Here is a 21,269-nt window from a genome sequence, read left to right as displayed (position 1 = left end):
TTACATATAATCTAAGATGCTCGTTTTACTCATCGTACTAACCGCTTTAAGCGTCGCTTCATACGTTGCATTTATATATGCCAAGTCAGAAATTGCAACCGCTAAATCAACATCCTCAATTTCTTTACGGTTTTCTTGAAGCGCTAAGTTTTGCTCGCTTAAAATTGTTTTAAACGTCTCCATTGTGTTCATTGTTGAACCAACTTCAGTTGTACGGTTAATGATGCCATCTAAGTTTTTCTTATTTTCTCCTAATAACGGTTGTAACGCTTTTTGGTCACCCTTTTGCATCGCTTCGCTCATCTGTTTTAACGTTTTTATAACCGGGGATAATAATGCTTCTCCGTTACGAAATGCCTTTAATTCATAACCGTCATTTAGTTGCCAGTTCACATCATTTTTTCCGCCCTGGTACGTACCATCTTCTGCAAATGGTGACTTTTCTGCACTATCACCACCGAAAATATAACGACCTTGCTCTTTCGTATTCGCTAAATATACAACTTGTTTTAAAATTTGATCAATCTCTGCACCAATGGCTTTCAATTCTTTTTCACCATTTGGCTCATTTAATGCCTGTACCGTTAATTGATCTGCTCTCGTTAAAGATTTAAAAATACCTTGTAAAGTATTTTCAGTTTGTGTTAATACATTTTTTGAGTCAGCTAAATCTTTCTGCATTTGTTCAATATTCGCCAATGAATGTTGAATCGCAAATGATTTACTCGCTGCTAGTGGATCTTCACTCATAAGAAGATTTTTCTTCCCTGAAGTTACTTGGTTTCTATGGTATTGTTGTTGCACATTCAAATCCATTAACTGATTCTTTGCCCAGTTTGCATTTTGAAATGTAGATACTCTCATTTCTATCTCCTCCTTATATATTTCCAATCAATTATTATCACTTATCGAATAATCGAAAATAGACTATCAAACACTTCATTCATTGTAGTAATAGCTTTAGAGTTTGCGACGAAGTATTTTTGGAAGGCCATTAAATTTACCATTTCCTCTTCCATATTTACCCCTTCGATGCTCATCTTTTCTTGCTGAATGCCTTCTAATAAGTCCCCATGAATTTTTTGATAACCATTTACTGCACTTTTATCAGATGCAACACGAACTATAAATTGGTCTAATGCTTGTTTATAAGAAAGACCTTCTTTATAATCGTCTTCTGTAACTGCTGCTAGTTTATTTGCTGTTTCAGCAGATATTTTCATTTTCGAAATATCTTTTTGAAATTCTGGATTTAACTTCATATCTTTCGCATGATCTCCAACGAAGAAATCTTTTCCCATCACTGTATTCACTTGATTTTTCACTGAACTCATTAAGTCTTCAAGATTTTTTTTATAATCAACAATCTTCGCTTTCGTGTCAATCGCTGATTTTATCGCTCCGCTAGTTACATTGATTTCTGAACCGTAAATCTCAACTGACATTGGGTCTTTTTCTTTATTTAATTGAAGTGGATATGTATCTTGTCCATTTACTGTTAAAATACCATTCATTCTAACACTCGCGATATTAGGATTCATAGATTCATAAGATACTTCGATGTTTGCATACTTAGACATCTCTGTAACGATGCGATCTCGTTCGTCTAAAAGTTGATTCGGCACTTGTGTACCTGCTTGTCCAATTTTATGATTCGCTTCTGCTAAACTAGCAGCAAGACGATTAAATTCATTAACATGCGCTTCAATATCTTCTGCCGTCTGTGCTTCCACTGTATCTAAGTTTTTCGCAAGACGATTCACTTGACTTGTGAACTTCCCAGTTTCAGAAATTAATGTATCGTAGTAGTTTGGTTGTTCTGGATTTTTTGCCACTTCACGAAAGGCATTAAAGAAACCGTCCATTAAACTAGATAATGAATTCTTTCCTGTCGTTCCAACCATAGACTCTACACGTGATAAAGTCGAATTCATGTAGTTATAGTAAGAGAGCTGAGATAATTGATCATTAAACTGCTTCGTCTTTACCTCATCAGTAATACGGTCAACACCTAGCGTTTGTACACCGTAACCAATTCTCTGTTCTGGCGTATGACCATTGCTTGCTCCAACAGATCCGTAATTCACCATTTGACGCACATAACCCGGTGTATGAATGTTAGACAAGTTTTGTTTCGTTGTTTGTAACCCCATTTGAGCCGCTAACATGCCTGATAGCGGTGTATTATAATCAGATAATCTCATAAAGCTTCACTTCTCCTTTACAATAGTTCGTTCATAAAGATTTGCGAATTATTGTTTCGCTCTAAGTTATATTCAGAAACAGAATCCACAATACTTTCTGTAGTTTTTAATAGTACGTTTAAGTAATATTGATTTTTCAAAAGAATCATTTTTACATTCTCTTCTAATTCAGTTACGTTTTTTTGTAATTCTTCCATTTTTTCAATTTCTTCTTGAGAAAAATACGAAAATAACGCACTTACACGAAACGATTCAACTCCTTGTTCTTTACAGAAATGAACAACCATTTCTTCAAATGAGCTTGATAACCCTTTTAAACCATCAATGTACTGCAATTGCTCTACTTGTAACTTTTGAACTGCATTTACATTTTTACTTTTTAAATTCTCATATATTTGCTCTCCAAGCGCTTGAATATTTTCATACGCTTTTTGAATAATAACGAGTTTTTCATATAATTGTATGTACATATAGCTTCCTTCCTTTTACAAGACTAAATTCACAATTAAACCATGGATTTCTCCAATTTGATTTAACATTTCTAAATGTCCTGTTTTCGTATTAATTAAATTCATAACATCTTCTAATTCATTCAATCCCATTTCTGCCTGTTTCACAATCGTCATTTTCTGTGAATATCCGTAACGTGGGTGACGAGACATGACATCTTTATACTGCAATACATTATCAACGTAAAAATTCAAAAATGATTTTACTGTATTTTTGTATTCCATTACATTATCAAGCGTTAATTCCATTTCAATTTTCTCTTTAATTTCTCCAATATTATCGACAAACGCTTCCATTTGTTCTAGTAATTTATCTTTTTTCGGATCTGCATGCAAATTATCCGAAAATGCAAGTCCTGTCCTGACATTTGCTTCTTTCGGCATTTGAGTAGCAGGCGGTATATGCGATAAAATTGGATTATGCGAGATAGAACGTAGCATATATATCACCTATTTATTTTTTTATTTCTTCCTAAACTTAATCGTAAAATCCAGTTATTTATAATTATACTCTGAACAGTAATATTTTGCAGTTATTTTTTATAAAAGATATGTTACAATTTAGCATGAGGTGGCACAATTCTATGAATATTTTCCTTTGTGGTTCAAATCAATTAACAGCATTAGATCAAGAAGAAATAAAAAAATTTTTAACTGACTATGCTCACAAACATAAAATTTACATATTATGTTATAAATCTATTGAAAATGAGGTTCTTCGTTTTTTCGTTGAGAATGAAAGACTCGCTCAAAATTTATGCCTTTACACGCTGCAACCATTGCAAGCAATAACAGATGAATTTCAAGAAGTCGTTGATTACTTAAAAAAACACGGAGCCGAATATGTTGCTTTCGATCATCCTTCTGACTCCATTTACCGATCAGATTATATGTTTTTTGTTAAACAAATTATTGAAGACACTGATTTAGTTCTCTGTTTTTATAATGGGGACAAACATACATCTGTCATCCCTGTCGATGTTGCAAAAGAAGCAGGTATTGATGCTGTCATTTATGATTTACCAGGATTACATGAAAAGCAAATGAAAAAAAGCTTTGAACAAAAAATTCGTATGATGTAAAGGGGGAGGCACAATATCATTATTGTGCCCATTGTAAATATGATAATTGAACAAGATTATGATCATTTTATCGCGAGTTTTAAACAACAATTCAATATGGATATCGCTTCTTATAAACAAGATAGAATGCGCCGTAGAATCGATGCTTTCATTTCGAGAAAAGGCTTCGAAAACTACACTAATTTTTTAAACAAATTACGCGCTGATCAAAATTTATTTTTAAATTTTATTGACTATATTACAATTAACGTTTCAGAGTTTTTTAGAAATAAAGAACGCTGGCAAACTTTAGAGTCGAAAGCACTACCAAAATTACTCGAACAAAATAGCGGAAAATTAAAGGTATGGAGTGCCGCTTGCGCTGCTGGTGAAGAACCGTACACACTCTCTTTAATTTTATCAAAGCATCTAGCTCCATTTCGTTTTGAAATTCAAGCAACAGATCTTGATTTTCATATTTTAGAAACCGCAAAACGCGGTCAATATACAGAACGTTCTCTGAAGGAATTACCTAATGATTTGAAAGAACGTCATTTCACAAAAGAGAATGATATATATTCATTGCATCAAAACATTAAACAAAACGTTACGTTCAAACAGCACGACCTTTTAATGCAGTCGTTCGATACAAATTATGATTTGATTATTTGTCGTAACGTAATGATTTATTTTACAGAAGAAGCAAGAGTAAAACTTTATGAAAAATTTAGTCGTTCTTTACGAAAAGGCGGTGTACTATTTGTTGGTAGTACGGAACAAATTTTAACACCCGAACGTTACAATCTTCAGCGATTTGATACATTCTTCTACGAAAAAATATAAAAGAGGTCGTCACAATGGAGTGACGACCTTTTTACATAACTCGAATTAAAATAATACCGACAATCCATATAAAGAGAAAAAGAAACGTCATAGACCATTTATGTTCTTGCACCGTATGTTTCAACGCCTGTGACAATTGTGTCATGTTCATTTCCGCAAGCGCTCTCCATACACTTACATCCCGATCTTTAGCAATACGGTCTGTAACGCTAATTAAAATTGTTTCGTTAGACAGTTTCGTTATATAAGCAGTAATAACCGTTACCATCAAATTTATATTTCCTTCTGAAGAATCACTTTCCACTCTAGAGATAAGTGCACTCACATCTAGTAACGGAATATGTACTTTTCTACCAAATGATAGTTGTACTTCAGCGAAATCATATGTTCCATCTAACAAAGGAAGTTCTTTTATATGCGCCTGCTTAACAAGCCCTTGTAGGCTTCTAATTACTTGTTCAAATATTTTTTCTGTTTGCTTACCTTCTCCGGATAACGTATGTAACTTTTTAAAAAGTTGTAACACTGTATCCATCTCTTTAGAAAGCATTTCCTTCATAATCTTTCCATCACTTAAACTTGCAAGTAAAATACCTATTTCATTATTTTTCGAAATAATTTTAGACTGTCCAGTAAACACTAAATTGCTACGCTTTCGTTCTTTCTGGATTTCATGCTCCGAAATAGCTGCAGGCTGTTTTAATGGTTGTAACGCCTTATCTTCAATTGTCGTACGTTTAATCTCCATTTAAGCGCCTCCACTACTATGAAATAATTAGCCCCATTCTTTATTACTCTTTAAAACTAAAAACAGTACGAATAAACCTGACATGATAGTAAACACATCAGAAGCTTGCACTCCCTGTTCACCTTTTTCTTCTTTCTTGTCTTTCGGTTCTTCTTTTTGTTCTTTCTTTTTAGAGGCAACTTGTTTGTTATTTTTCTCTTTTTGGTCCTTCGCCTTATGTACTTCCTTGTTGTCTTCGAACGGCTCTTTTATAACGTAAGTAAATTCCTCTTTCTCTTTCAACGGTTCTTTTATAAACTTATTTACTATCTCATCTTGCTTCGGAATTTGAACGACTGGTAAATTTTCTTCTGGAAGCGGGTTTTTGACTTTCGAATCTTCTTGTTTCTCATTTTCTTTCTTATCTTCTAATTCATTTTCTAGTTTATTATCTAATTTTTCTTCTTTTTCTTTCTCTTCTATCTTTTTATCATCTTCGTTTTTTGGCACCAAAACAGAAATGGTATATTCACTTTCCTCAACAAGTTTATTACCTGCTGCATCTATTATCTCTACAAGTAATTCGTATGGCCCAGCCGGCAATGCTTCTGTTATTTCAAATACTTTTTGCCAATCCATATCATGCTTGTTGTAGTCTAATAAAAAGGAAAGCTCTTTATTTTCTTCCCCTTTTAATGTAACGCGCACTTCTTTTACAACCGATTCTATATCTGACGCTTTTACTCGTATATGTATAGAATCTCCCTGTTTTCGTTCAACTAAGTTCTCTTTTACTTCATCAATAGTAACTTTCTGTAACTTTGGCAATTCTTTATCTATAGTTGGCGTTTCATTTTTAATACGAATGAGCGGGACTTTCACTTCATTTTTTATGAGCTCTTCTTTCTCATTCTCTTTGTAACTTTGAACGAGCTGAAGATTCCAATCACCTTGCAAATCAAAATCCCCTGCTTTATAGTTAGCAACCCAGCTCTTCGTTTCTTCATCATACTCAAAAGATAACATTCTTTCTTGCGCATATTGCTCGCCATTTTTTTGTAACTGCAATATACCTTTCATACTTTGAATGTTTTTCCCATTCGGTTCTACAGCAATTCGCACCTCTTCGCCAACTTTAAGCTCCAGCTTATTTACTGTAATAATTCCCTGTTCTGTTTCTATCTTTCTTTCACTCAATTGTTTATTTGCTACTTCTTGTTGTTCTGCTTCTTTTTGTTTCTCTTCTTTTTGTTTCTCTTCATCTTGTTTCGTTTCCACTTGCTCTGGCGGTTCTTGAGATTCCTTATTTTCTTCTTGTACATTCACTTCATTTATTTTTTGATCTGGCTCAATTTGTTCCTCAGCCTGACTTTGCAAGGGGAAGAACAAGCACACATGTATGCATAGCCAACTCATTAGAAAAAACTTTACGTTTTTCATCTACTAGTTCAAACTCCTATTTCAATGCCTTATAGTGATTTCGTCACTTTTACTCCGAAAAATCCATCTACATTTACAAGTTCACCATACGCCACTAATACATCATTTACATAAATACGAATTGGTTCATCAATATCCTCATCTAGTACAACTGCTTTATTTTCTTGTAAACTTAATATATCTTGAATCGTTTTCACTGTACTTCCAAATACAAATTTCACGTTCATTTCTACATTTTGTAGAATGGACGTGTCCATATATACTGGTTCCATTTGTTTTACTTCTTTAAATTCAATAGGTTGCACAACTGGTTCTACAATTTTTTCTTCTTCAATTTCTTCTGTGGCAATCTCTTCTTCTTCCACCATTGGATACAGAAGTCGCCTTACCATTTCTTTCGCTTCAGAAATTGGCAAAATTTGATACATTTTCGATTGAAGCAGATCACCAATTTCAAGATTGAACGTAATTTGAACGAGTTCGTCCACTTCCATTGACTCTCCCAAATACTCCATTTCTTCTTTTAACGTTACAAATTTAACATTTGGCGGCGTCATGTCCATTTTTTCTTGGAACATTTCTGACATCGCCGTAGCAGCGTGACCCATCATTTGGTTCATTATTTCTTTAATACCGCTCAGTTCTAATTCAGTAAGCTCTTTTTCCGGATCAACTTCACCTGTTCCCATCATCATTAAATCTACCATTGTTAAGGCGACATCTTTCGTAAATACGAATACATTCTCATTCTTTAGCCCTTCAACAAAGTCAACATTTAAAATAACAAATGGCACTGGTACTCCATCATAATGACGAACATTGATTGCTTCCACATTTGGTGTACTAATTGTAACTGGCTGATTTAAAAGCGTTGACAATACTGTTGAAGCGGAACCAATTGAAATATTTGCAATTTCACCAAGCACATCTTTCTCTTCTTGTGTTAAATGCTCTTTTTCAACTTCTTCTACAATCTCAGCTTCCACTACTTCTGCTGTCTCGTCTTTTTCTTCTACTCCACCAGATAATTGCATTAATTTATTTACCATTTGTTTCGCATGCTCAACTGAAACAATTTGTACAAGTTTAGAGTTTACAAGATTATCTATCTTTAAATCAAACGACACTTTAACAATCGTATGATTCCCATCGATTTCAGAGATTTTCTCCATTTCTTCTGATAACTTTACAACATTAATCGTCGGCGGAGACATATCTACTGTATCTTGGAAGAATTCCGACATAGATGTAGCTGCGAATCCCATCATTTGATTCATCGCTTCTTGTACAGCACTTAGCTCTAATTCACCAAGTTCTTTTCCGTCCTCCACTTCACCTGTTCCCATCATCATTAAATCAGCGATGGACAATGCAACATCTTGCTTAAGGACAAGAAGGTTTTCCATATCTAATCCTTTTGTAAAATGAATGTTTAATACAACATGTGGAACTTCGACATCTCTTGAATCATATAAATCTACCAACTCTATGCGAGGAGCAGTAATGCTTACTTGCCTATTTAGAATCGTTGATAATACAGTCGAAGCTGAACCAAATGATATATTTGCAATTTCGCCAAGAATATCGCATTCTTGAGGCGTTAAATGCTCATTTTCTTTTTCTAGCACAATCGTGCTCGTATCCCCTTTTGTGTGTTGCTCAGGCATTTTCCCTGCCTCCTCATTTCTGTTTTTCTATCAAATAATATAAACTCTCATTTGATTTTAGCAAACTTATTATATAAAACGTTAATATGTATGTATTCCCATTATTAGATTAGTAACGATTAGCCAAAAAGCTCCCCAATTGTATACAAGTGGGGAGCTTTCCTTCATTCCTATTATAAACCTTCTGGGTTTAAAATGAGGACCACTCGTCCATCACCGAGAATCGTCGCACCAGAGAAATAGTTAGAACTCTCTGCAAAGAAGTCACCTAATGACTTTAAGACTATTTCTCTTTGACCGATAATTGTGTTTACAATAAGTCCATAGCTGCGATGTGTATTACGAACAATTAACACAGGAACCATTTGACCATCATATGACGCAAACGCCTCATCTACTGTTTTTTCACCAAATACAGTACTTAAATGTTTTACTTCAATAATTTGATTACGATAATTTAACACATCTTTTCCTTGTAAGGATTGGATGTCTTCCCTCTTAATTCGAATTGCTTCAACGATATTTCCAAGAGGTAAAGCATAACGCTTATCATTCGTTTGAACAAGCATAGATTGAATAATAGACAACGTTAACGGAAGTTCAATTCTAAATGTACTTCCCTTTCCTTCCTCAGAATCAATAATTAAATGTCCACCTAAACTATGAATCGTATGTTTTACAACATCTAATCCGACACCGCGTCCAGAAAGATCTGATACAACTTCAGCTGTACTAAATCCTGGTTGGAAAATAAGATCAAACACTTCACGATCTGTTAATCTATTCGCATCTGCTTCAGTTACAACGCCATTTTTAATCGCTTTTTCTAATACTTTCCCTTTATTAATACCGTTTCCATCATCCGTAATTTGAATAACGACATGATTTCCACTATGAAAGGCTTCTAATTTAATAGTACCTGTCTCATTTTTACCTGCATCACGTCGTTTTTCAACAGTTTCAACACCGTGATCGATTGCATTTCGAATTAAATGAACGAGCGGATCACCAATTTCATCAATAACAATTTTATCTACTTCAGTATCTTCACCTGTAATTTGTAAATCGATTTTTTTCCCTAAATCTTTCGCTAACATACGTACCATACGTGGGAAACGATTGAACACAGTTTCAATCGGTACCATACGCATATTTAATAGTACGTTTTGAATATCTTTTGAAATATCGCCTAATCGATTTAAATGTTCAATTAACTCCTTGTTTTGAATCGTTTGAGCCAATTCATCAATGCGCCCACGTTCAATTACACTTTCTTCAAACATATTCATTAATCTTTCGATTTTCTCTAATTGAACACGAATTGAACGATTCTCCACTTTAGCATTTTTCGTTTTTGTAGTACTTTTAGCTGGCATAGCACTTTTAGGTTGATTCGTTGCCACTATCGGTGATTCTACCTGCGTAGCCACAGCTGGTTGTAGCGTTCCTTCTACTTGCACAACTTCTTGTGTAACGAATTTTTTAGAAGCTACTTCCCTCGATATAGGTTCTCCTTGCTTTACTTCCACTTTCTCAATTTCAGAAACATGAAGTACTACTTGTTTCAATTCTTCTATACTACAATCAGTATCCATAAATACTGTAAATTCAAATCCGAAAGCATCTGCTTCAATTTCTTCAATACTCGGAGCTGTTTTTTGTATATTCCCTACATTCTGCAATGCTTCAATACACATAATGGCACGTACTGCTTTTAAAATTGCTTGCTGTTCAACTGTTATATGCACTTCATGCGAAACTGCATCATCGTTGTCTATATGATTTTGCTCTATATGTTCCGTAGGAGTTTCTACATTGCCGTTCAATAATGCTTCTAATTTCTGTTTAGTTGAGACTACATCAATATTGCCCATTCCACCTTGTTGCACATCTGCAACCATCTTCTCCAAATTATCAATGCACTCAAAAATCACATCAATAATATCCGCATTTACAACTATATTTCCATGACGAATTTCATCTAACACATTTTCCATCTTATGCGTTAAATCAGCCATCTCTGTAAATTCCATACTCGCAGACATACCTTTGAATGTATGAGCGGAGCGGAATATTTCTCCTACAACATCCATATCAGCAGGATTTTGCTCTAACACTAGCACATTTTCATTTAGCGACTGTAAATGTTCTTCTGACTCTTCGAAAAATATATTTAATAGATCTGTTTGCATTTTTATCCCCTACCTGTCTAACAAACATTTCATTTATGTATAACAATTTAGTGTTTTATAATGAGAAAAAAGGGGGCCACACGTCGATCCGCTATCACTGTTTTGATTCCTTGTGGCACCCCTTCTATATTAACTATTTGCTACTTTTGTTAAAGCTTCAATTACACGATCCGCTTGGAATGGCTTTACAATAAAGTCTTTTGCCCCGCCCTTAATTGCATCTAATACCATACCTTGTTGTCCCATTGCAGAACAAATAACAACCTTTGCACTTGAATCAATTTTAATAATTTCTTTTAATGCTTCAAGCCCGTCCATTTCTGGCATAGTAATATCTAATGTTACAATATCAGGTTGAAGTTCTTTATACTTTTGAATTGCTTCTACCCCATTCTCTGCTTCGCCGATAACTTCAAATTCAGCATTACTTTTTAATAAGTTTTTAATCATCGTTCGCATAAACATCGCATCGTCTACTACTAAAATTTTATGTGCCATTCTTTTTAATTCTCTCCTTCTATGTATAAATATATCTTAATATTTCACCTTATCATTCTCACTCATTATACAAAATAAAATGATAAAATTTAATATTTTTTTAAAAGAATTTTCGTATTTTTATTATTTTATTATTAAAATAATAATATACTACTCTTTTATATAAATAACAACGCGACGGTTTTTTTCCCAGTTTTGCGGTGAATCATTTGGTACAACTGGCTTTGTGTCTGCATATCCTACCGCAGCTAGCCTTTTATCATCCACATTATACACTTCAATTAAATGGTGAATCATATTTGCCGCTCGTGCTGAAGATAACTCCCAATTAGAAGGGAATTTCTCGTTATGAATAGGTCTACTATCTGTATGTCCCTCTACAACAATTGGGTTAGGTACGGATTGAAAAAATCCAACTAATTGACTTATTATCCCTTTCGCTTCAGGCTTAACGTTCGCATCGCCTGTATCAAATATTAAATTATCTACTATAACGACGCTTACCCCTGTATCCTCTCGATATACATTCACTTGGCTAATACCGTTATTATCTACATACGATTTTAACTTCTTATATAATTCGTCCATTCTCTTTTTTGAGATCATTTTTTCATCATTTTTTTCATGTGAAATATCTGGTATTGTATTTTCCATTACTTTTGCATCTACTTGCCCCGTATCACTAAACTTTTCAAGCATCTTTGACAATTTTACTGCATCTTGCTTTGATGTAGCAACTAGTAATACAAAGAAAGTTAATAATAACATCGTTAAATCTGTAAAAGTCGTCATCCAACGAGGCGATCCCTTTTGCGGTCCTTTACTCATCATACCACTCCTTGAAATATTAGGCTGCTCCTTTTACCTTTGTTACCTTTGTTTCGTATACGTATGTATCCAGTTTCAACTTTAATTTAGAAGGGATTTGTCCACGATACAATTCTGAAATTGCTTCTATTACAAACTTCTTCTCTGTATATAAATCTTCAATACCACGATATACTTTTTCCGAAAGAGGGATTGCAATCATATTCGCAAGTACAGACCCATATAATGTCGTTAACATCGCAACTGCCATCCCTGTACCAATTTGCGATGTATCTTGTAAGTTTTGGAGCATAATGATAAGACCGATTAACGTACCAATCATTCCCCAAGCTGGAGCAAAATCACCAATTTTATCTAATAATGCTGCTCCTTTTCTTAACTCATACACTTCCGTTTCAATATCTCTCAATAACACTTCTCTTAATTCATCTTCATCGTAACCGCTTAACATTAATCGAATTCCTTTTTGAATAAAAGGATTGTCTACTTGCTCTCCATCAACCTCTAAAGAAAGCAAGCCATTCTTTTTAGACTTTTTCGAAAAATCAACAAACAAATCCGTTAACTGTTCTAAATCTTCTTCTCTTCTATGTAAAACAGTGAAAATACTTTTCGTATATTTTTTTATTTCTCCAAATCGATATGCCACAACAATTGTCGCTGTCGTTCCCCCTATGACAATTAAAATAGATGAAATATCTAAAAAGTTTTTGAAAGCTTTTATTCCACCGCCACCAAGCATAATCGCCGCTATCACTATGATGAAACCTACTATGATGCCCACTGGGCTAGAAATATCAAACTTCCTTTTTCTTCTTTGTGGTCTAGCTAATACTTGATTTTTTTCTCCCATATTTCTGCCCTTTCCTTTCCATTTTCATATAACATTTTTTTATTTTAATAATACGTTTTCACATATAACATGTATTATACGCTTATCATCTGTTTATCGCAATATACTCATGAAATTGACACATTTCATTTCTATATTAGAATTATGGTATAAAAACATGAGGAGGCTCACGATGGAACACAACATTTTACAAGTCATTGCATTAGCAGAAAAACTAAAATATGAAATGCGACACAGCTGGCTTTCCAACGGACGTCAAGAAAGTGTTGCCGAGCATACATGGCGTATGTCTCTAATGGCCATTTTAGTTGAACCTTATTTGGATCAAAAAGTAAATATTGAGAAATTACTTAAGATGGTTATTATTCACGACCTAGTCGAAGCCGAAGCTGGTGATATCCCTGCTTTTGATACAATGAATAGTCACGAATTACAACTACAAAAACAAAAAAATGAACTAGAAGCTATTTTAAATATTAAACAAACATTAACAGGTTCTCTCGGCGAAGAATTATATGACTTATGGATGGAGTTTGAAGCGAAAGAAACGTACGAAGCAAAAGTTGCTAATGCACTCGATAAACTTGAGGTGAAAATCCAGCATAACGAAGCTGATATTGATACGTGGCTACCAATTGAACATAAAATGACATTCCAAGTAGCAAAGCATACAAACTTTGATTCTTTCCTATCTAAATTACAAAAAATTATTGAACAAAATGGAGAAAAGAAGTTAATCGCTGCCGGCATTGATGTTGAGGCATGCAAGCAATAATGAAATAAGACACTCAACACGAGTGTCTTATTTCATTATTGTTGATACAGCCTGCTTATAAATAAGCTGTTGTTTTCCATCCACTAAAATTAAAACTGTAAATTTATCTACTCCAACAACTTCTCCTACTATTCTAACGCCACTCTTTAAGAAAATTGTAACTGTACCTTTTTCTTCTTTTATTTGTTTATACAATTCTTCCTGTAAATGTTCCAATTACTGTCCTCTCCTTTCGCGAAACATCTTAATATAAAAAACTATAAATTTTTTATTTATGCACTTTGTCTTTTACATTCATAAACTTATTAATTAGTATATCTAAATCTCGGCTAAATAACAAAACTTTATCATGATCCAATTCGTGTCTCGCAACAAGTTGAATTAACTCTTTCTTTTTGTTTTCTATTTTATTTTGTAATTGTCCCATCTCCATCTCTATACTAAAACTCCCTTTTCCCATAATATTACTTGTAAAATTATAGTACATATTCTCTCATAAAAAAATAAAAAAATGGTTTTTTTTACAATTTTTTATTTTTCTATGCCTAAATTACGAATCATGTAAAGATTTATTTACAAATCACTAACATACAATCCTAATGAATCTACAGGCATTTGTCTAATTATAAATGAGACTGGCTCGTTTTCTATACAAAAAACATACTGTATATAGTAGTCCATGAACCATATAGATTAACTTACTAAAAAGGAGGAAAACATATGAGTTATGGTGGAAGTTGCGCTGGTTTCGGCGGTGGATTTGCTTTGCTTATCGTACTATTCATCCTTCTAATCATCATCGGATGTAGCTGTTGGGGTGGCGGCGGATACGGATATTAATATATCCTATCCTTGACAAATGAACTAAAAACTATAGAAAAACAGCTCATATTTGAGCTGTTTTTTTCATACTTTCGTATGAATTTATATCCCTCTTATTTGCGATTTCAACTAACAAAATATCGTTTAATATGGAATAAGAAACATTTTACTAAGGAGGATTACAATGATTAAAGGTCTTTACGAAGCCCATTTACCTGTCCATAGCTTAAAAGTATCTATTCCTTTTTACGAATCACTAGGCCTAACATTATATAAAAGAGGAGACAATATTGCTTTCTTTTGGATTACAGAAAATAAAAGTTGGCTCGGCCTTTGGGAAGGGTCAGAATACAAAGTTCATTATCACCCCTCTTTACGACATATCGCCTTTCAAGTTAGCTTACATGATTTAGAAAATGCGATATATTGGCTAAATCAAAAAGGAATTTCAGCACGAAAAGACTTTGGGATGGAGCCAATTGAACCGATTGTTTTTCCAGAATTGGCACACGCCTCCGTATACTTTAACGATCCTGATGGAAATAGTTTAGAGTTGATCGCACAATTACCTGTTGGACTTCCTACAGAGGAAAAAGTGTATTTAAGCGAATGGAAAAAACAAGTTCAAGCATCATCATTACATAAGGATTAATCTATTTATGTCAGTTTCTTATTCCACACTTCTTAAAACAAATAAAAACTTCAATAAACTATTTTATGGGCAAACATTCAGTGTACTTGGGGATTGGTTTCATACGGTAGCTTTATTAACATTTGTCTACAGCATAACGGAATCGCCGTTTATGATCGCACTTACTTTTATAAGTAAAGGGTTACCAGCGCTTCTTCTTAGTCCTTTCATTGGCGGAGTTGTAGATCGTTTTTCTAAAAAAAATATTATGTTTTTCACCGATATTACACGGGGAATTCTAGTCCTTACATACTTACTCGCAGGCTATAAAATTGAGATTATTTTCATTGCTAATATATGTTTATCTGTACTTTCTTGTTTATTTGAGCCGGCTAAACAAGCAACCTTAAAAAATATCGTACACCAAAACCATTTCGTAACTGCTAACTCTCTTTCTAGTACAATTACTGGTTTTATGTCTATTATAGGTGCTTCTTTGGGCGGGATACTTGCACAATCTTTACATATTGAGTTCACTTTTTTAGTAAATAGCCTATCATACTTTATTTCAGCTTATTTTATTTATACTATGAGTATCCCTGCTCATAATACTTGTAACAAGAAAAAAGCATTTTTCACTGATATAAAAGATGGTTATACATACATATTACAATCAAAAATCATTTTAACATTAATTCTTGTCGGCATTTCATGGGGCATTATTGGAGGCGCTTATCAACTACTTCTAACGATCTATGCCGAGAGAATTTTCCACACTAACATTGGAATTTTATATACAGTTCAAGGCACTGGGCTTATGATTGGAAGCCTCCTCGTTAATCTTTATATGTCTCATAATAAAGAAAAAATGAAAAAAGTATTCGGTTGGGCCTACTTATTACAAGGAATTTTCTTTCTCGGATTCATTCTATCCGATCAACTTATTATCGGTATCATTACTTTATTCTGTATGCGCATAGCAGGAGGAATCATCGTTCCACTTGATACGACATTACTTCAAACTTACACACACGAAAATATGATGGGTAAAGTTTTTTCATTCCATTATTCCATTTACGGATCTCTTATTCAGTTATCGATGTTTTTTACAGGAGGGCTTTTAGAAATTCTTTCTCCTCAAATGATTGGCAGTTTATTAGCTATATGTTGTATTTTTGTAAGTTTTATATGGCTGTTCTTGTTTTATCGCGGGGAATTTAATGAAGAATCTCCTTCTACTTAATAGCATGTTTATAAACATGCTATTTTTATTTATGTCGAAATACAGAGGAAAAAGACGATTTATTTTCCTTACGTTCTATTTTTTTAGAATATACAATAAATTTAGATTATAAGAAAAGGGGTGCCATAATGTTTGACGATAGACTTACTATTTCAGCTGAGCAGCAAAAGCTCATTTCCAATGCAACTCGCATTCAAATTCTTCACCTTTTAAAAGATGAAGCACTTACTGCAAAACAAGTTGCTACTAAACTAAATAAATCTGCTGGAAGCGTACATTATCACGTTCAAATTTTATATGATGGAGGGTTGCTTGAATTAGTAGAAACGAAGGAAAAACGAGGGATTATTGAAAAATATTATAAAGCAAAAGCTGCTCATTTCTATATTGAAGAAAGCGGCACAGAAGGAACGAATACAGGTAGTCATATTGTATCTCATTTATTTTTAACTCCAGAGGAATTACAACAGCTTACTTGGGAGATTACACAAGTTTTATTACGCTGGGAAAACAAAACCGCTCGTCAATCAAACTCTGAAAAGGAATACGCTATTTCCTGCAGGATTAAAAAACAATGAAAGAAAGGGCCATTTATTCATGAAAAATAAATTATTATTATTGTCGGGAACAGGAATTTCTCGTTTAGGTGATTTTATGTATCTCATCGCTCTAAACTTAATGGTGTTAAATAGCACAAACTCACCTGCTGCTGTAGCAGGATTATGGATTGTTGGTCCAATCGCCACTGTTGTTACAAAAATATGGTCTGGTAGTATAGTAGATCGATTAAACAAACGGTCCATTATGCTCATCACAGATATAATTCGAGCAGCTCTCATTGGCTGTATTCCATTATTTGATTCTATTTGGGCCATTTATATGTTCATCTTTTTAACTCGCATCGCTACATCATTTTTCGATCCAGCTTCATTTACTTATAAAACAATGCTCATACGAGCTGAAGAGCGCGCTCAATTTAATGCATGGAATAGCCTATGTACAAACGGGGCTTTTATTATCGGTCCAGCTCTTGCTGGAATACTTCTCACCACGTACTCAGCAGCCTTTGTTATTTACTGCAACTCACTTTCATTTCTACTTTCTACTATTCTCATTTACTTCTTGCCAAACATTACATTACAAACAAAGCAAAACGAAGAAGTTGCAAATACTTTCGTACAAACATTACGAAGTGATTGGAAACAAGTTTTTTCGTTCGCTCGAACAGAAACGTACATTATTCTCATATTCGTTTTATTTCAAGCGACTATGCTTGTTTCTATGGCACTCGATTCACAAGAAGTTGTTTTTACGAGGCAAGTACTGTTTTTAACCGATATAGAATACAGTATGCTTGTTAGTATAACTGGCGCTGCTTACGTTTCCGGTTCATTTCTCGTCTCTCTCTTTGCCAAACGATTACCAATTCAACATTGTATCGGATTAGGTATGATTTTCACAGCAATAGGCTATGTAATTTTCGCCTTTTCAAATTCATTTATAGTCGCAGCAGGTGGTTTCATTTTACTTGGTATTTCTTCATCATTTGCTGGTACTGGCTTTATAACATTTTATCAAAATAACATCCCTATATATATGATAGGACGTATCGATAGCGTGTTTGATTCCATAAAAAATTTCATCCAAATCTTTTTCGTTTTAGCAATTGGGGCATCCGCACAATTTCTTTCCGTTCAATTTACTGTAATAAGTAGCTCGTTACTCATTCTTTTCCTTTCCTGTTTATTAGCAATCCGGGTAATGACTCCTTCACGAGAAAAATACTTTAAAACTACAGGATCATCATTAGAATATTAAATGCAACATAAAAAGCGGCTATTTGCCGTGCAGTAAGCCCCCCACTGATTAAAGTTTCACTTTATGTTAAAATATTTATTAAATTTGATTATGTAGGGGGGCTATTTTGGAAATTATATTCATTTTCATATGTATTATATTAGTAGCTTCTATTTTACAAACAAGTACAGGTTTTGGCTTTTCTATTATGGCAACACCTTTCTTACTCATGTTATTTCTACCACAAGAAGCTATACAAATAAATATCATTTTATCATTAATTATTTCCATATCACTCATTTGGAAAATAAGAATGGATATTGATTTTATACTACTGAAAAGATTAATTTTCGGAAGTATAGTTGGTGTTCCTTTTGGTATTTTCATTTTCACTTCCATTAACATCAACACTTTTAAATTAGCAATTAGCATCCTGCTTTTACTATTAACGTTGATGCTAATATGCAACTTTAAGATTAAATCAACAAAATCTAGAGATTTCTTAGTGGGCGGTCTTTTAACGACAAGTATCGGTATGCCAGGACCACCCCTGTTACTCTACTTTACAGGAACTGATACGAAAAAAGAGAAATTGAGAGCAACTACTTTAGCTTTTTATCTATTTATATATTTCATTAGCCTACTAACTCAAATACTCTTTACTGGCACAAACAAAACAATTTGGGAATCAAGTTTTTACGCTATTCCAATTGTATTTCTAGGTTTGTATATAGGGCAAATTATTTTCAAATGGCTTAATCAACGGATTTTCAAAATATTTACGTACATCCTTTTAAGTTGCACGGGTATGTATCTTCTTATTGAAAGTTTGCATTTATTATAAGTAAGTTTTTCAAAATACAAAATCATACATAAAATACTAACCAAACGATAAAAAGCGGCTATTATGCCGCTTTTTATTTTCACATTAAATATTTTAAAACTAGAAGCCCAGCTATCGCTATTACAAACACATTGAAAAAAATCATCCAACTTTTTTCGAAATCTTTATATCTCTCTTCTTTCACTCCACATTGTTTTAGCTTTCCAATTAAAACTGTTAATTCTTGATTATACTCCTTACTTCCTAATTGTATATAATTGTTATTTATTTTAATTCCATATACATTTTTCATTTTTTTATGTTGCGAAACTGCTTGAATTGAGTTTACTAATACACTGTATTCATTTAACTTTTTAAAATAACAATCTAACGCTATAATTTGTAACCTTGTATTAGTTAAAACAATGTAATAATAAAATGTAGCACCTGTGGTTAATATATTAGGTATAACTTTAGAATTTACAAGACTTCCTTCTTCCACTAATATTTCGCATTGTATTTCCTCTCCTTCTTGCAACTCTTTCCGAACTGATTCTTCCAACATTTGCACCGTTAATTTCTTCAATAACTCCCCGTTTTTCACATAATACTTATCTATATTGATAGACTCATTTGCTTCTTTCTCTAAACGTGTAATTTCTTCCTCTGAATATTGGAGCTCATTTAACATCGATAATAATCTTTTATCCATATTACACACTCCCTTTCCACAGTTTTTGAAGTTTTTTCTTCCCACGAGAAATTCGATTGTATATATAATCCGCCGTTACTTTTAATTCTTTCGCAATATCGTCAATGGAATATCCATCAATATACCTCTTTAAAAAAATATATCGATCTTTCTTATTTAAATCTTGAACTATTTCCATAATCTCTTCTTCTTGTTCTATTTCATACCTATCATGGACACTTGTATCTATTTCTACGTCTTTATCGATTTTATTCTCTTTATATACTTTCTTTTTATATTCCAATGCCTTCAATTTAGTAATACCAATCATCCAAGATTTTAAGTTTCTCTTTTCTGTATCAAATTGATCGATATTAAACCAAATGACAGTAAATACATCGTTATAACAATCATCCACATATTGTTTTTCAATAGGGGTACTTAATGATTTATGAATAATGTACAAAATTAATTTTCCATATTGATCAATCACTTCTTTCAAAGCATCTTGATCATGTTTTTTCATAGCTATAATTAAATCCTCTTCAGAATTGAAAATCATAAGCCTCTTCCTTCCTCAGTTCCCCTTTAGCAGCTGCTTTTACTTACTATTGGCATTTTATTCTCATTTTCTATCACTTTTGTAAAAAATTATTAATTTTTATTTCTATGTATATGATAACAAACAAAATACCTAAGATCAGAAAGAATAGACAACTTTCTGGCCTTAGGTATTTCTCCTTCAAAAAAAGGCAAACCCGCATCACAGGTTTGCCTCTTTACTCACTTCTTATTTAATCCTTTTTCACTTAAAAACTCTTTCATATGCATTCTTTTTTCTTTAGACATAAACGAACTCATTGATTCCGTCCATGTTACGCTTTTCTTGTTTGATGATCTTTCTTTGTAATACGAGTTCATCGTTTCATCATATTCATTTAATAATTCATCATATTTCTTTTCATCATATCCATTTTCATGAAGAACTGCTGCTACTGGTAAACGTGGTTTAACTCCATGTTCTTCATCTGGTACACCGACTGTCATTCCGAATACAGGGTATACTTTATCCGGTAAATGAAGCAATTCGCTCACTTCTCTCGGATTATTACGAATTCCACCAATATAGCAAATTCCGTATCCTAATGACTCTGCTGCTAACGCTAAGTTTTGCGCAAAAAGTGAAGCATCTACCGTCGCAACGATAAAGTCTTCCACTCCTTCATGCTTTATTTCTGTACCATGTTTTTCACATGCCATTTCAAGTCGTTTTAAATCTGCACAACAAACAAAAAATGCTGCGCAGTCTTTCACATGGCGATTTCCGGATAGCTCTGCTAGTTTAGCCTTTAGGTCTTGATCTGTTACATATATAACAGAATACGCCTGTACAAAATGTGATGAAGCCGCATGTTGCGCAGCGTGCACCATCTTTTCTACTACATCTTTCGGAATTGCTTCTTCTTTATATTTACGAACTGAAACGTGTTGCTCTATCTTATGTATTATCTCATTCATGAAAATCACTCCTTTTTCTCTTCATAATGAAAAATTAACACATCTTTTTTAATATTCACAACTTATAAGCACAAAAAGAGCAATTCTTTTTTTGAACTGCACCCCAATTGTTAGACACAGTCTAACAATTGGAGGTGCAGTTTTTCT

At 33.4% G+C, this 21,269-nt stretch carries 25 protein-coding genes; 9 read left to right on the top strand and 16 right to left on the bottom strand.

All coding sequences use genetic code 11. From position 1 onward, the window contains the following. Genes ACODS7_RS05850 through ACODS7_RS05835 form a run of 4 tightly spaced genes read right to left on the bottom strand, consistent with a single transcriptional unit; the run spans window position 1 to window position 3,154 of the window. Entirely contained in the window at window positions 1-864 is an 864-nt protein-coding gene (locus ACODS7_RS05850; protein ID WP_098628998.1) for a flagellar hook-associated protein 3, read from the bottom strand. Between the two features lie 41 nt (window positions 865-905). Next, on the bottom strand, window positions 906-2,204 hold the full coding sequence (gene flgK, locus ACODS7_RS05845; protein WP_098628999.1) for a flagellar hook-associated protein FlgK: 1,299 nt from the start codon (window positions 2,202-2,204) through the stop codon (window positions 906-908). Between the two features lie 17 nt (window positions 2,205-2,221). Further along, window positions 2,222-2,674 (bottom strand): hypothetical protein, encoded by a 453-nt coding sequence (locus ACODS7_RS05840; protein ID WP_016082185.1) that lies wholly within the window; start codon window positions 2,672-2,674, stop codon window positions 2,222-2,224. Between the two features lie 15 nt (window positions 2,675-2,689). Beyond that, window positions 2,690-3,154 (bottom strand): YaaR family protein, encoded by a 465-nt coding sequence (locus tag ACODS7_RS05835; RefSeq protein ID WP_000946323.1) that lies wholly within the window; start codon window positions 3,152-3,154, stop codon window positions 2,690-2,692. A 143-nt stretch (window positions 3,155-3,297) separates the two neighbouring features. Between ACODS7_RS05835 and ACODS7_RS05830 the strand changes: the two genes are divergently transcribed. Together ACODS7_RS05830 and cheR are read left to right on the top strand one after the other, a co-directional pair. Continuing rightward, a complete protein-coding gene (locus ACODS7_RS05830) occupies window positions 3,298-3,795 on the top strand; it encodes a flagellar motor switch protein FliG (protein ID WP_001020110.1) in 498 nt (165 codons plus the stop codon). A 39-nt stretch (window positions 3,796-3,834) separates the two neighbouring features. Next, the gene (gene cheR, locus ACODS7_RS05825) at window positions 3,835-4,617 is read left to right on the top strand and encodes a protein-glutamate O-methyltransferase CheR (RefSeq protein ID WP_000582875.1); all 783 of its coding nucleotides are present in this window, start codon (window positions 3,835-3,837) and stop codon (window positions 4,615-4,617) included. Window positions 4,618-4,648: 31 nt separating this feature from the next. On the opposite strand, the gene ACODS7_RS05820 is transcribed toward cheR, so the two are convergent. The 7 genes from ACODS7_RS05820 to ACODS7_RS05790 form a co-directional block, all read right to left on the bottom strand. After that, window positions 4,649-5,365, bottom strand: a complete 717-nt coding sequence (locus ACODS7_RS05820) for a hypothetical protein (protein WP_016082186.1) — start codon at window positions 5,363-5,365, stop codon at window positions 4,649-4,651. 27 nt (window positions 5,366-5,392) lie between these two features. Then, window positions 5,393-6,784 carry a transglycosylase gene (locus ACODS7_RS05815; RefSeq protein ID WP_243168300.1) on the bottom strand — a complete coding sequence of 464 codons (1,392 nt, stop codon included), beginning with the start codon at window positions 6,782-6,784 and terminating at the stop codon, window positions 5,393-5,395. A gap of 29 nt (window positions 6,785-6,813) precedes the next feature. Beyond that, window positions 6,814-8,451, bottom strand: coding sequence for a flagellar motor switch protein (locus tag ACODS7_RS05810; protein WP_243168299.1), 1,638 nt, complete (start codon window positions 8,449-8,451; stop codon window positions 6,814-6,816). 173 nt (window positions 8,452-8,624) lie between these two features. Then, the gene (locus ACODS7_RS05805; protein ID WP_243168298.1) at window positions 8,625-10,643 is read right to left on the bottom strand and encodes a chemotaxis protein CheA; all 2,019 of its coding nucleotides are present in this window, start codon (window positions 10,641-10,643) and stop codon (window positions 8,625-8,627) included. 129 nt (window positions 10,644-10,772) lie between these two features. Then, the gene (locus ACODS7_RS05800; RefSeq protein ID WP_000940568.1) at window positions 10,773-11,141 is read right to left on the bottom strand and encodes a response regulator; all 369 of its coding nucleotides are present in this window, start codon (window positions 11,139-11,141) and stop codon (window positions 10,773-10,775) included. Window positions 11,142-11,291: 150 nt separating this feature from the next. Beyond that, window positions 11,292-11,969 carry an OmpA family protein gene (locus tag ACODS7_RS05795; RefSeq protein WP_016082190.1) on the bottom strand — a complete coding sequence of 226 codons (678 nt, stop codon included), beginning with the start codon at window positions 11,967-11,969 and terminating at the stop codon, window positions 11,292-11,294. 19 nt (window positions 11,970-11,988) lie between these two features. Continuing rightward, window positions 11,989-12,822: a MotA/TolQ/ExbB proton channel family protein gene (locus ACODS7_RS05790; protein ID WP_243168297.1), complete on the bottom strand. Its 834-nt coding sequence runs from the start codon at window positions 12,820-12,822 to the stop codon at window positions 11,989-11,991. 172 nt (window positions 12,823-12,994) lie between these two features. Here ACODS7_RS05790 and ACODS7_RS05785 point away from each other — a divergent pair, with 172 nt between their 5' ends. Then, window positions 12,995-13,597 (top strand): HD domain-containing protein, encoded by a 603-nt coding sequence (locus ACODS7_RS05785; RefSeq protein ID WP_016082192.1) that lies wholly within the window; start codon window positions 12,995-12,997, stop codon window positions 13,595-13,597. A 27-nt stretch (window positions 13,598-13,624) separates the two neighbouring features. Here ACODS7_RS05785 and hfq read toward each other — a convergent pair whose 3' ends face one another. Beyond that, window positions 13,625-13,813, bottom strand: coding sequence for an RNA chaperone Hfq (gene hfq / locus ACODS7_RS05780; protein WP_016082193.1), 189 nt, complete (start codon window positions 13,811-13,813; stop codon window positions 13,625-13,627). 52 nt (window positions 13,814-13,865) lie between these two features. Further along, window positions 13,866-14,084 (bottom strand): aspartyl-phosphate phosphatase Spo0E family protein, encoded by a 219-nt coding sequence (locus ACODS7_RS05775; RefSeq protein WP_243168296.1) that lies wholly within the window; start codon window positions 14,082-14,084, stop codon window positions 13,866-13,868. Window positions 14,085-14,317: 233 nt separating this feature from the next. Here ACODS7_RS05775 and ACODS7_RS05770 point away from each other — a divergent pair, with 233 nt between their 5' ends. The 6 genes from ACODS7_RS05770 to ACODS7_RS05745 all read left to right on the top strand — a co-directional run bounded on the left by ACODS7_RS05770 (window position 14,318) and on the right by ACODS7_RS05745 (window position 18,934). Beyond that, entirely contained in the window at window positions 14,318-14,437 is a 120-nt protein-coding gene (locus ACODS7_RS05770) for a YjcZ family sporulation protein (protein WP_000120179.1), read from the top strand. Between the two features lie 166 nt (window positions 14,438-14,603). After that, window positions 14,604-15,071: a VOC family protein gene (locus ACODS7_RS05765; protein ID WP_016082195.1), complete on the top strand. Its 468-nt coding sequence runs from the start codon at window positions 14,604-14,606 to the stop codon at window positions 15,069-15,071. Between the two features lie 7 nt (window positions 15,072-15,078). Continuing rightward, entirely contained in the window at window positions 15,079-16,293 is a 1,215-nt protein-coding gene (locus tag ACODS7_RS05760) for an MFS transporter (protein WP_098629000.1), read from the top strand. Window positions 16,294-16,421: 128 nt separating this feature from the next. After that, window positions 16,422-16,871 (top strand): ArsR/SmtB family transcription factor, encoded by a 450-nt coding sequence (locus ACODS7_RS05755; RefSeq protein ID WP_000459090.1) that lies wholly within the window; start codon window positions 16,422-16,424, stop codon window positions 16,869-16,871. A gap of 19 nt (window positions 16,872-16,890) precedes the next feature. Beyond that, window positions 16,891-18,111, top strand: a complete 1,221-nt coding sequence (locus ACODS7_RS05750; RefSeq protein WP_000791674.1) for an MFS transporter — start codon at window positions 16,891-16,893, stop codon at window positions 18,109-18,111. Window positions 18,112-18,217: 106 nt separating this feature from the next. Continuing rightward, window positions 18,218-18,934 (top strand): sulfite exporter TauE/SafE family protein, encoded by a 717-nt coding sequence (locus ACODS7_RS05745; protein ID WP_243168295.1) that lies wholly within the window; start codon window positions 18,218-18,220, stop codon window positions 18,932-18,934. Between the two features lie 79 nt (window positions 18,935-19,013). Here ACODS7_RS05745 and ACODS7_RS05740 read toward each other — a convergent pair whose 3' ends face one another. The 3 genes from ACODS7_RS05740 to nfsA form a co-directional block, all read right to left on the bottom strand. Continuing rightward, complete coding sequence (locus tag ACODS7_RS05740; RefSeq protein ID WP_000361356.1) at window positions 19,014-19,625, bottom strand: flagellar motor switch protein FliG; 612 nt, start codon at window positions 19,623-19,625, stop codon at window positions 19,014-19,016. Between the two features lies 1 nt (window position 19,626). After that, a complete protein-coding gene (locus ACODS7_RS05735; RefSeq protein WP_098629002.1) occupies window positions 19,627-20,166 on the bottom strand; it encodes a sigma-70 family RNA polymerase sigma factor in 540 nt (179 codons plus the stop codon). Between the two features lie 221 nt (window positions 20,167-20,387). Next, window positions 20,388-21,122 carry an oxygen-insensitive NADPH nitroreductase gene (gene nfsA, locus ACODS7_RS05730; protein ID WP_016082200.1) on the bottom strand — a complete coding sequence of 245 codons (735 nt, stop codon included), beginning with the start codon at window positions 21,120-21,122 and terminating at the stop codon, window positions 20,388-20,390. Between the last annotated feature and the right edge of the window lie 147 nt (window positions 21,123-21,269).

The sequence above is a fragment of the Bacillus sp. FG16 genome (genome assembly GCF_057809515.1).
The sequence above is the reverse complement of the archived record's forward strand: the minus strand, read 5'-3'. Positions and strand labels throughout refer to the sequence as shown.

Coding starts and splice junctions, on each gene's coding strand:
- ACODS7_RS05850 (WP_098628998.1), bottom strand. CDS start 864: ATGAGAGTATCTACATTTCAAAATGCAAACTGGGCAAAGAATCAGTTA.
- flgK (WP_098628999.1), bottom strand. CDS start 2,204: ATGAGATTATCTGATTATAATACACCGCTATCAGGCATGTTAGCGGCT.
- ACODS7_RS05840 (WP_016082185.1), bottom strand. CDS start 2,674: ATGTACATACAATTATATGAAAAACTCGTTATTATTCAAAAAGCGTAT.
- ACODS7_RS05835 (WP_000946323.1), bottom strand. CDS start 3,154: ATGCTACGTTCTATCTCGCATAATCCAATTTTATCGCATATACCGCCT.
- ACODS7_RS05830 (WP_001020110.1), top strand. CDS start 3,298: ATGAATATTTTCCTTTGTGGTTCAAATCAATTAACAGCATTAGATCAA.
- cheR (WP_000582875.1), top strand. CDS start 3,835: ATGATAATTGAACAAGATTATGATCATTTTATCGCGAGTTTTAAACAA.
- ACODS7_RS05820 (WP_016082186.1), bottom strand. CDS start 5,365: ATGGAGATTAAACGTACGACAATTGAAGATAAGGCGTTACAACCATTA.
- ACODS7_RS05815 (WP_243168300.1), bottom strand. CDS start 6,784: ATGAAAAACGTAAAGTTTTTTCTAATGAGTTGGCTATGCATACATGTG.
- ACODS7_RS05810 (WP_243168299.1), bottom strand. CDS start 8,451: ATGCCTGAGCAACACACAAAAGGGGATACGAGCACGATTGTGCTAGAA.
- ACODS7_RS05805 (WP_243168298.1), bottom strand. CDS start 10,643: ATGCAAACAGATCTATTAAATATATTTTTCGAAGAGTCAGAAGAACAT.
- ACODS7_RS05800 (WP_000940568.1), bottom strand. CDS start 11,141: ATGGCACATAAAATTTTAGTAGTAGACGATGCGATGTTTATGCGAACG.
- ACODS7_RS05795 (WP_016082190.1), bottom strand. CDS start 11,969: ATGAGTAAAGGACCGCAAAAGGGATCGCCTCGTTGGATGACGACTTTT.
- ACODS7_RS05790 (WP_243168297.1), bottom strand. CDS start 12,822: ATGGGAGAAAAAAATCAAGTATTAGCTAGACCACAAAGAAGAAAAAGG.
- ACODS7_RS05785 (WP_016082192.1), top strand. CDS start 12,995: ATGGAACACAACATTTTACAAGTCATTGCATTAGCAGAAAAACTAAAA.
- ACODS7_RS05775 (WP_243168296.1), bottom strand. CDS start 14,084: ATGTACTATAATTTTACAAGTAATATTATGGGAAAAGGGAGTTTTAGT.
- ACODS7_RS05770 (WP_000120179.1), top strand. CDS start 14,318: ATGAGTTATGGTGGAAGTTGCGCTGGTTTCGGCGGTGGATTTGCTTTG.
- ACODS7_RS05765 (WP_016082195.1), top strand. CDS start 14,604: ATGATTAAAGGTCTTTACGAAGCCCATTTACCTGTCCATAGCTTAAAA.
- ACODS7_RS05760 (WP_098629000.1), top strand. CDS start 15,079: ATGTCAGTTTCTTATTCCACACTTCTTAAAACAAATAAAAACTTCAAT.
- ACODS7_RS05755 (WP_000459090.1), top strand. CDS start 16,422: ATGTTTGACGATAGACTTACTATTTCAGCTGAGCAGCAAAAGCTCATT.
- ACODS7_RS05750 (WP_000791674.1), top strand. CDS start 16,891: ATGAAAAATAAATTATTATTATTGTCGGGAACAGGAATTTCTCGTTTA.
- ACODS7_RS05740 (WP_000361356.1), bottom strand. CDS start 19,625: ATGGATAAAAGATTATTATCGATGTTAAATGAGCTCCAATATTCAGAG.
- ACODS7_RS05735 (WP_098629002.1), bottom strand. CDS start 20,166: ATGATTTTCAATTCTGAAGAGGATTTAATTATAGCTATGAAAAAACAT.
- nfsA (WP_016082200.1), bottom strand. CDS start 21,122: ATGAATGAGATAATACATAAGATAGAGCAACACGTTTCAGTTCGTAAA.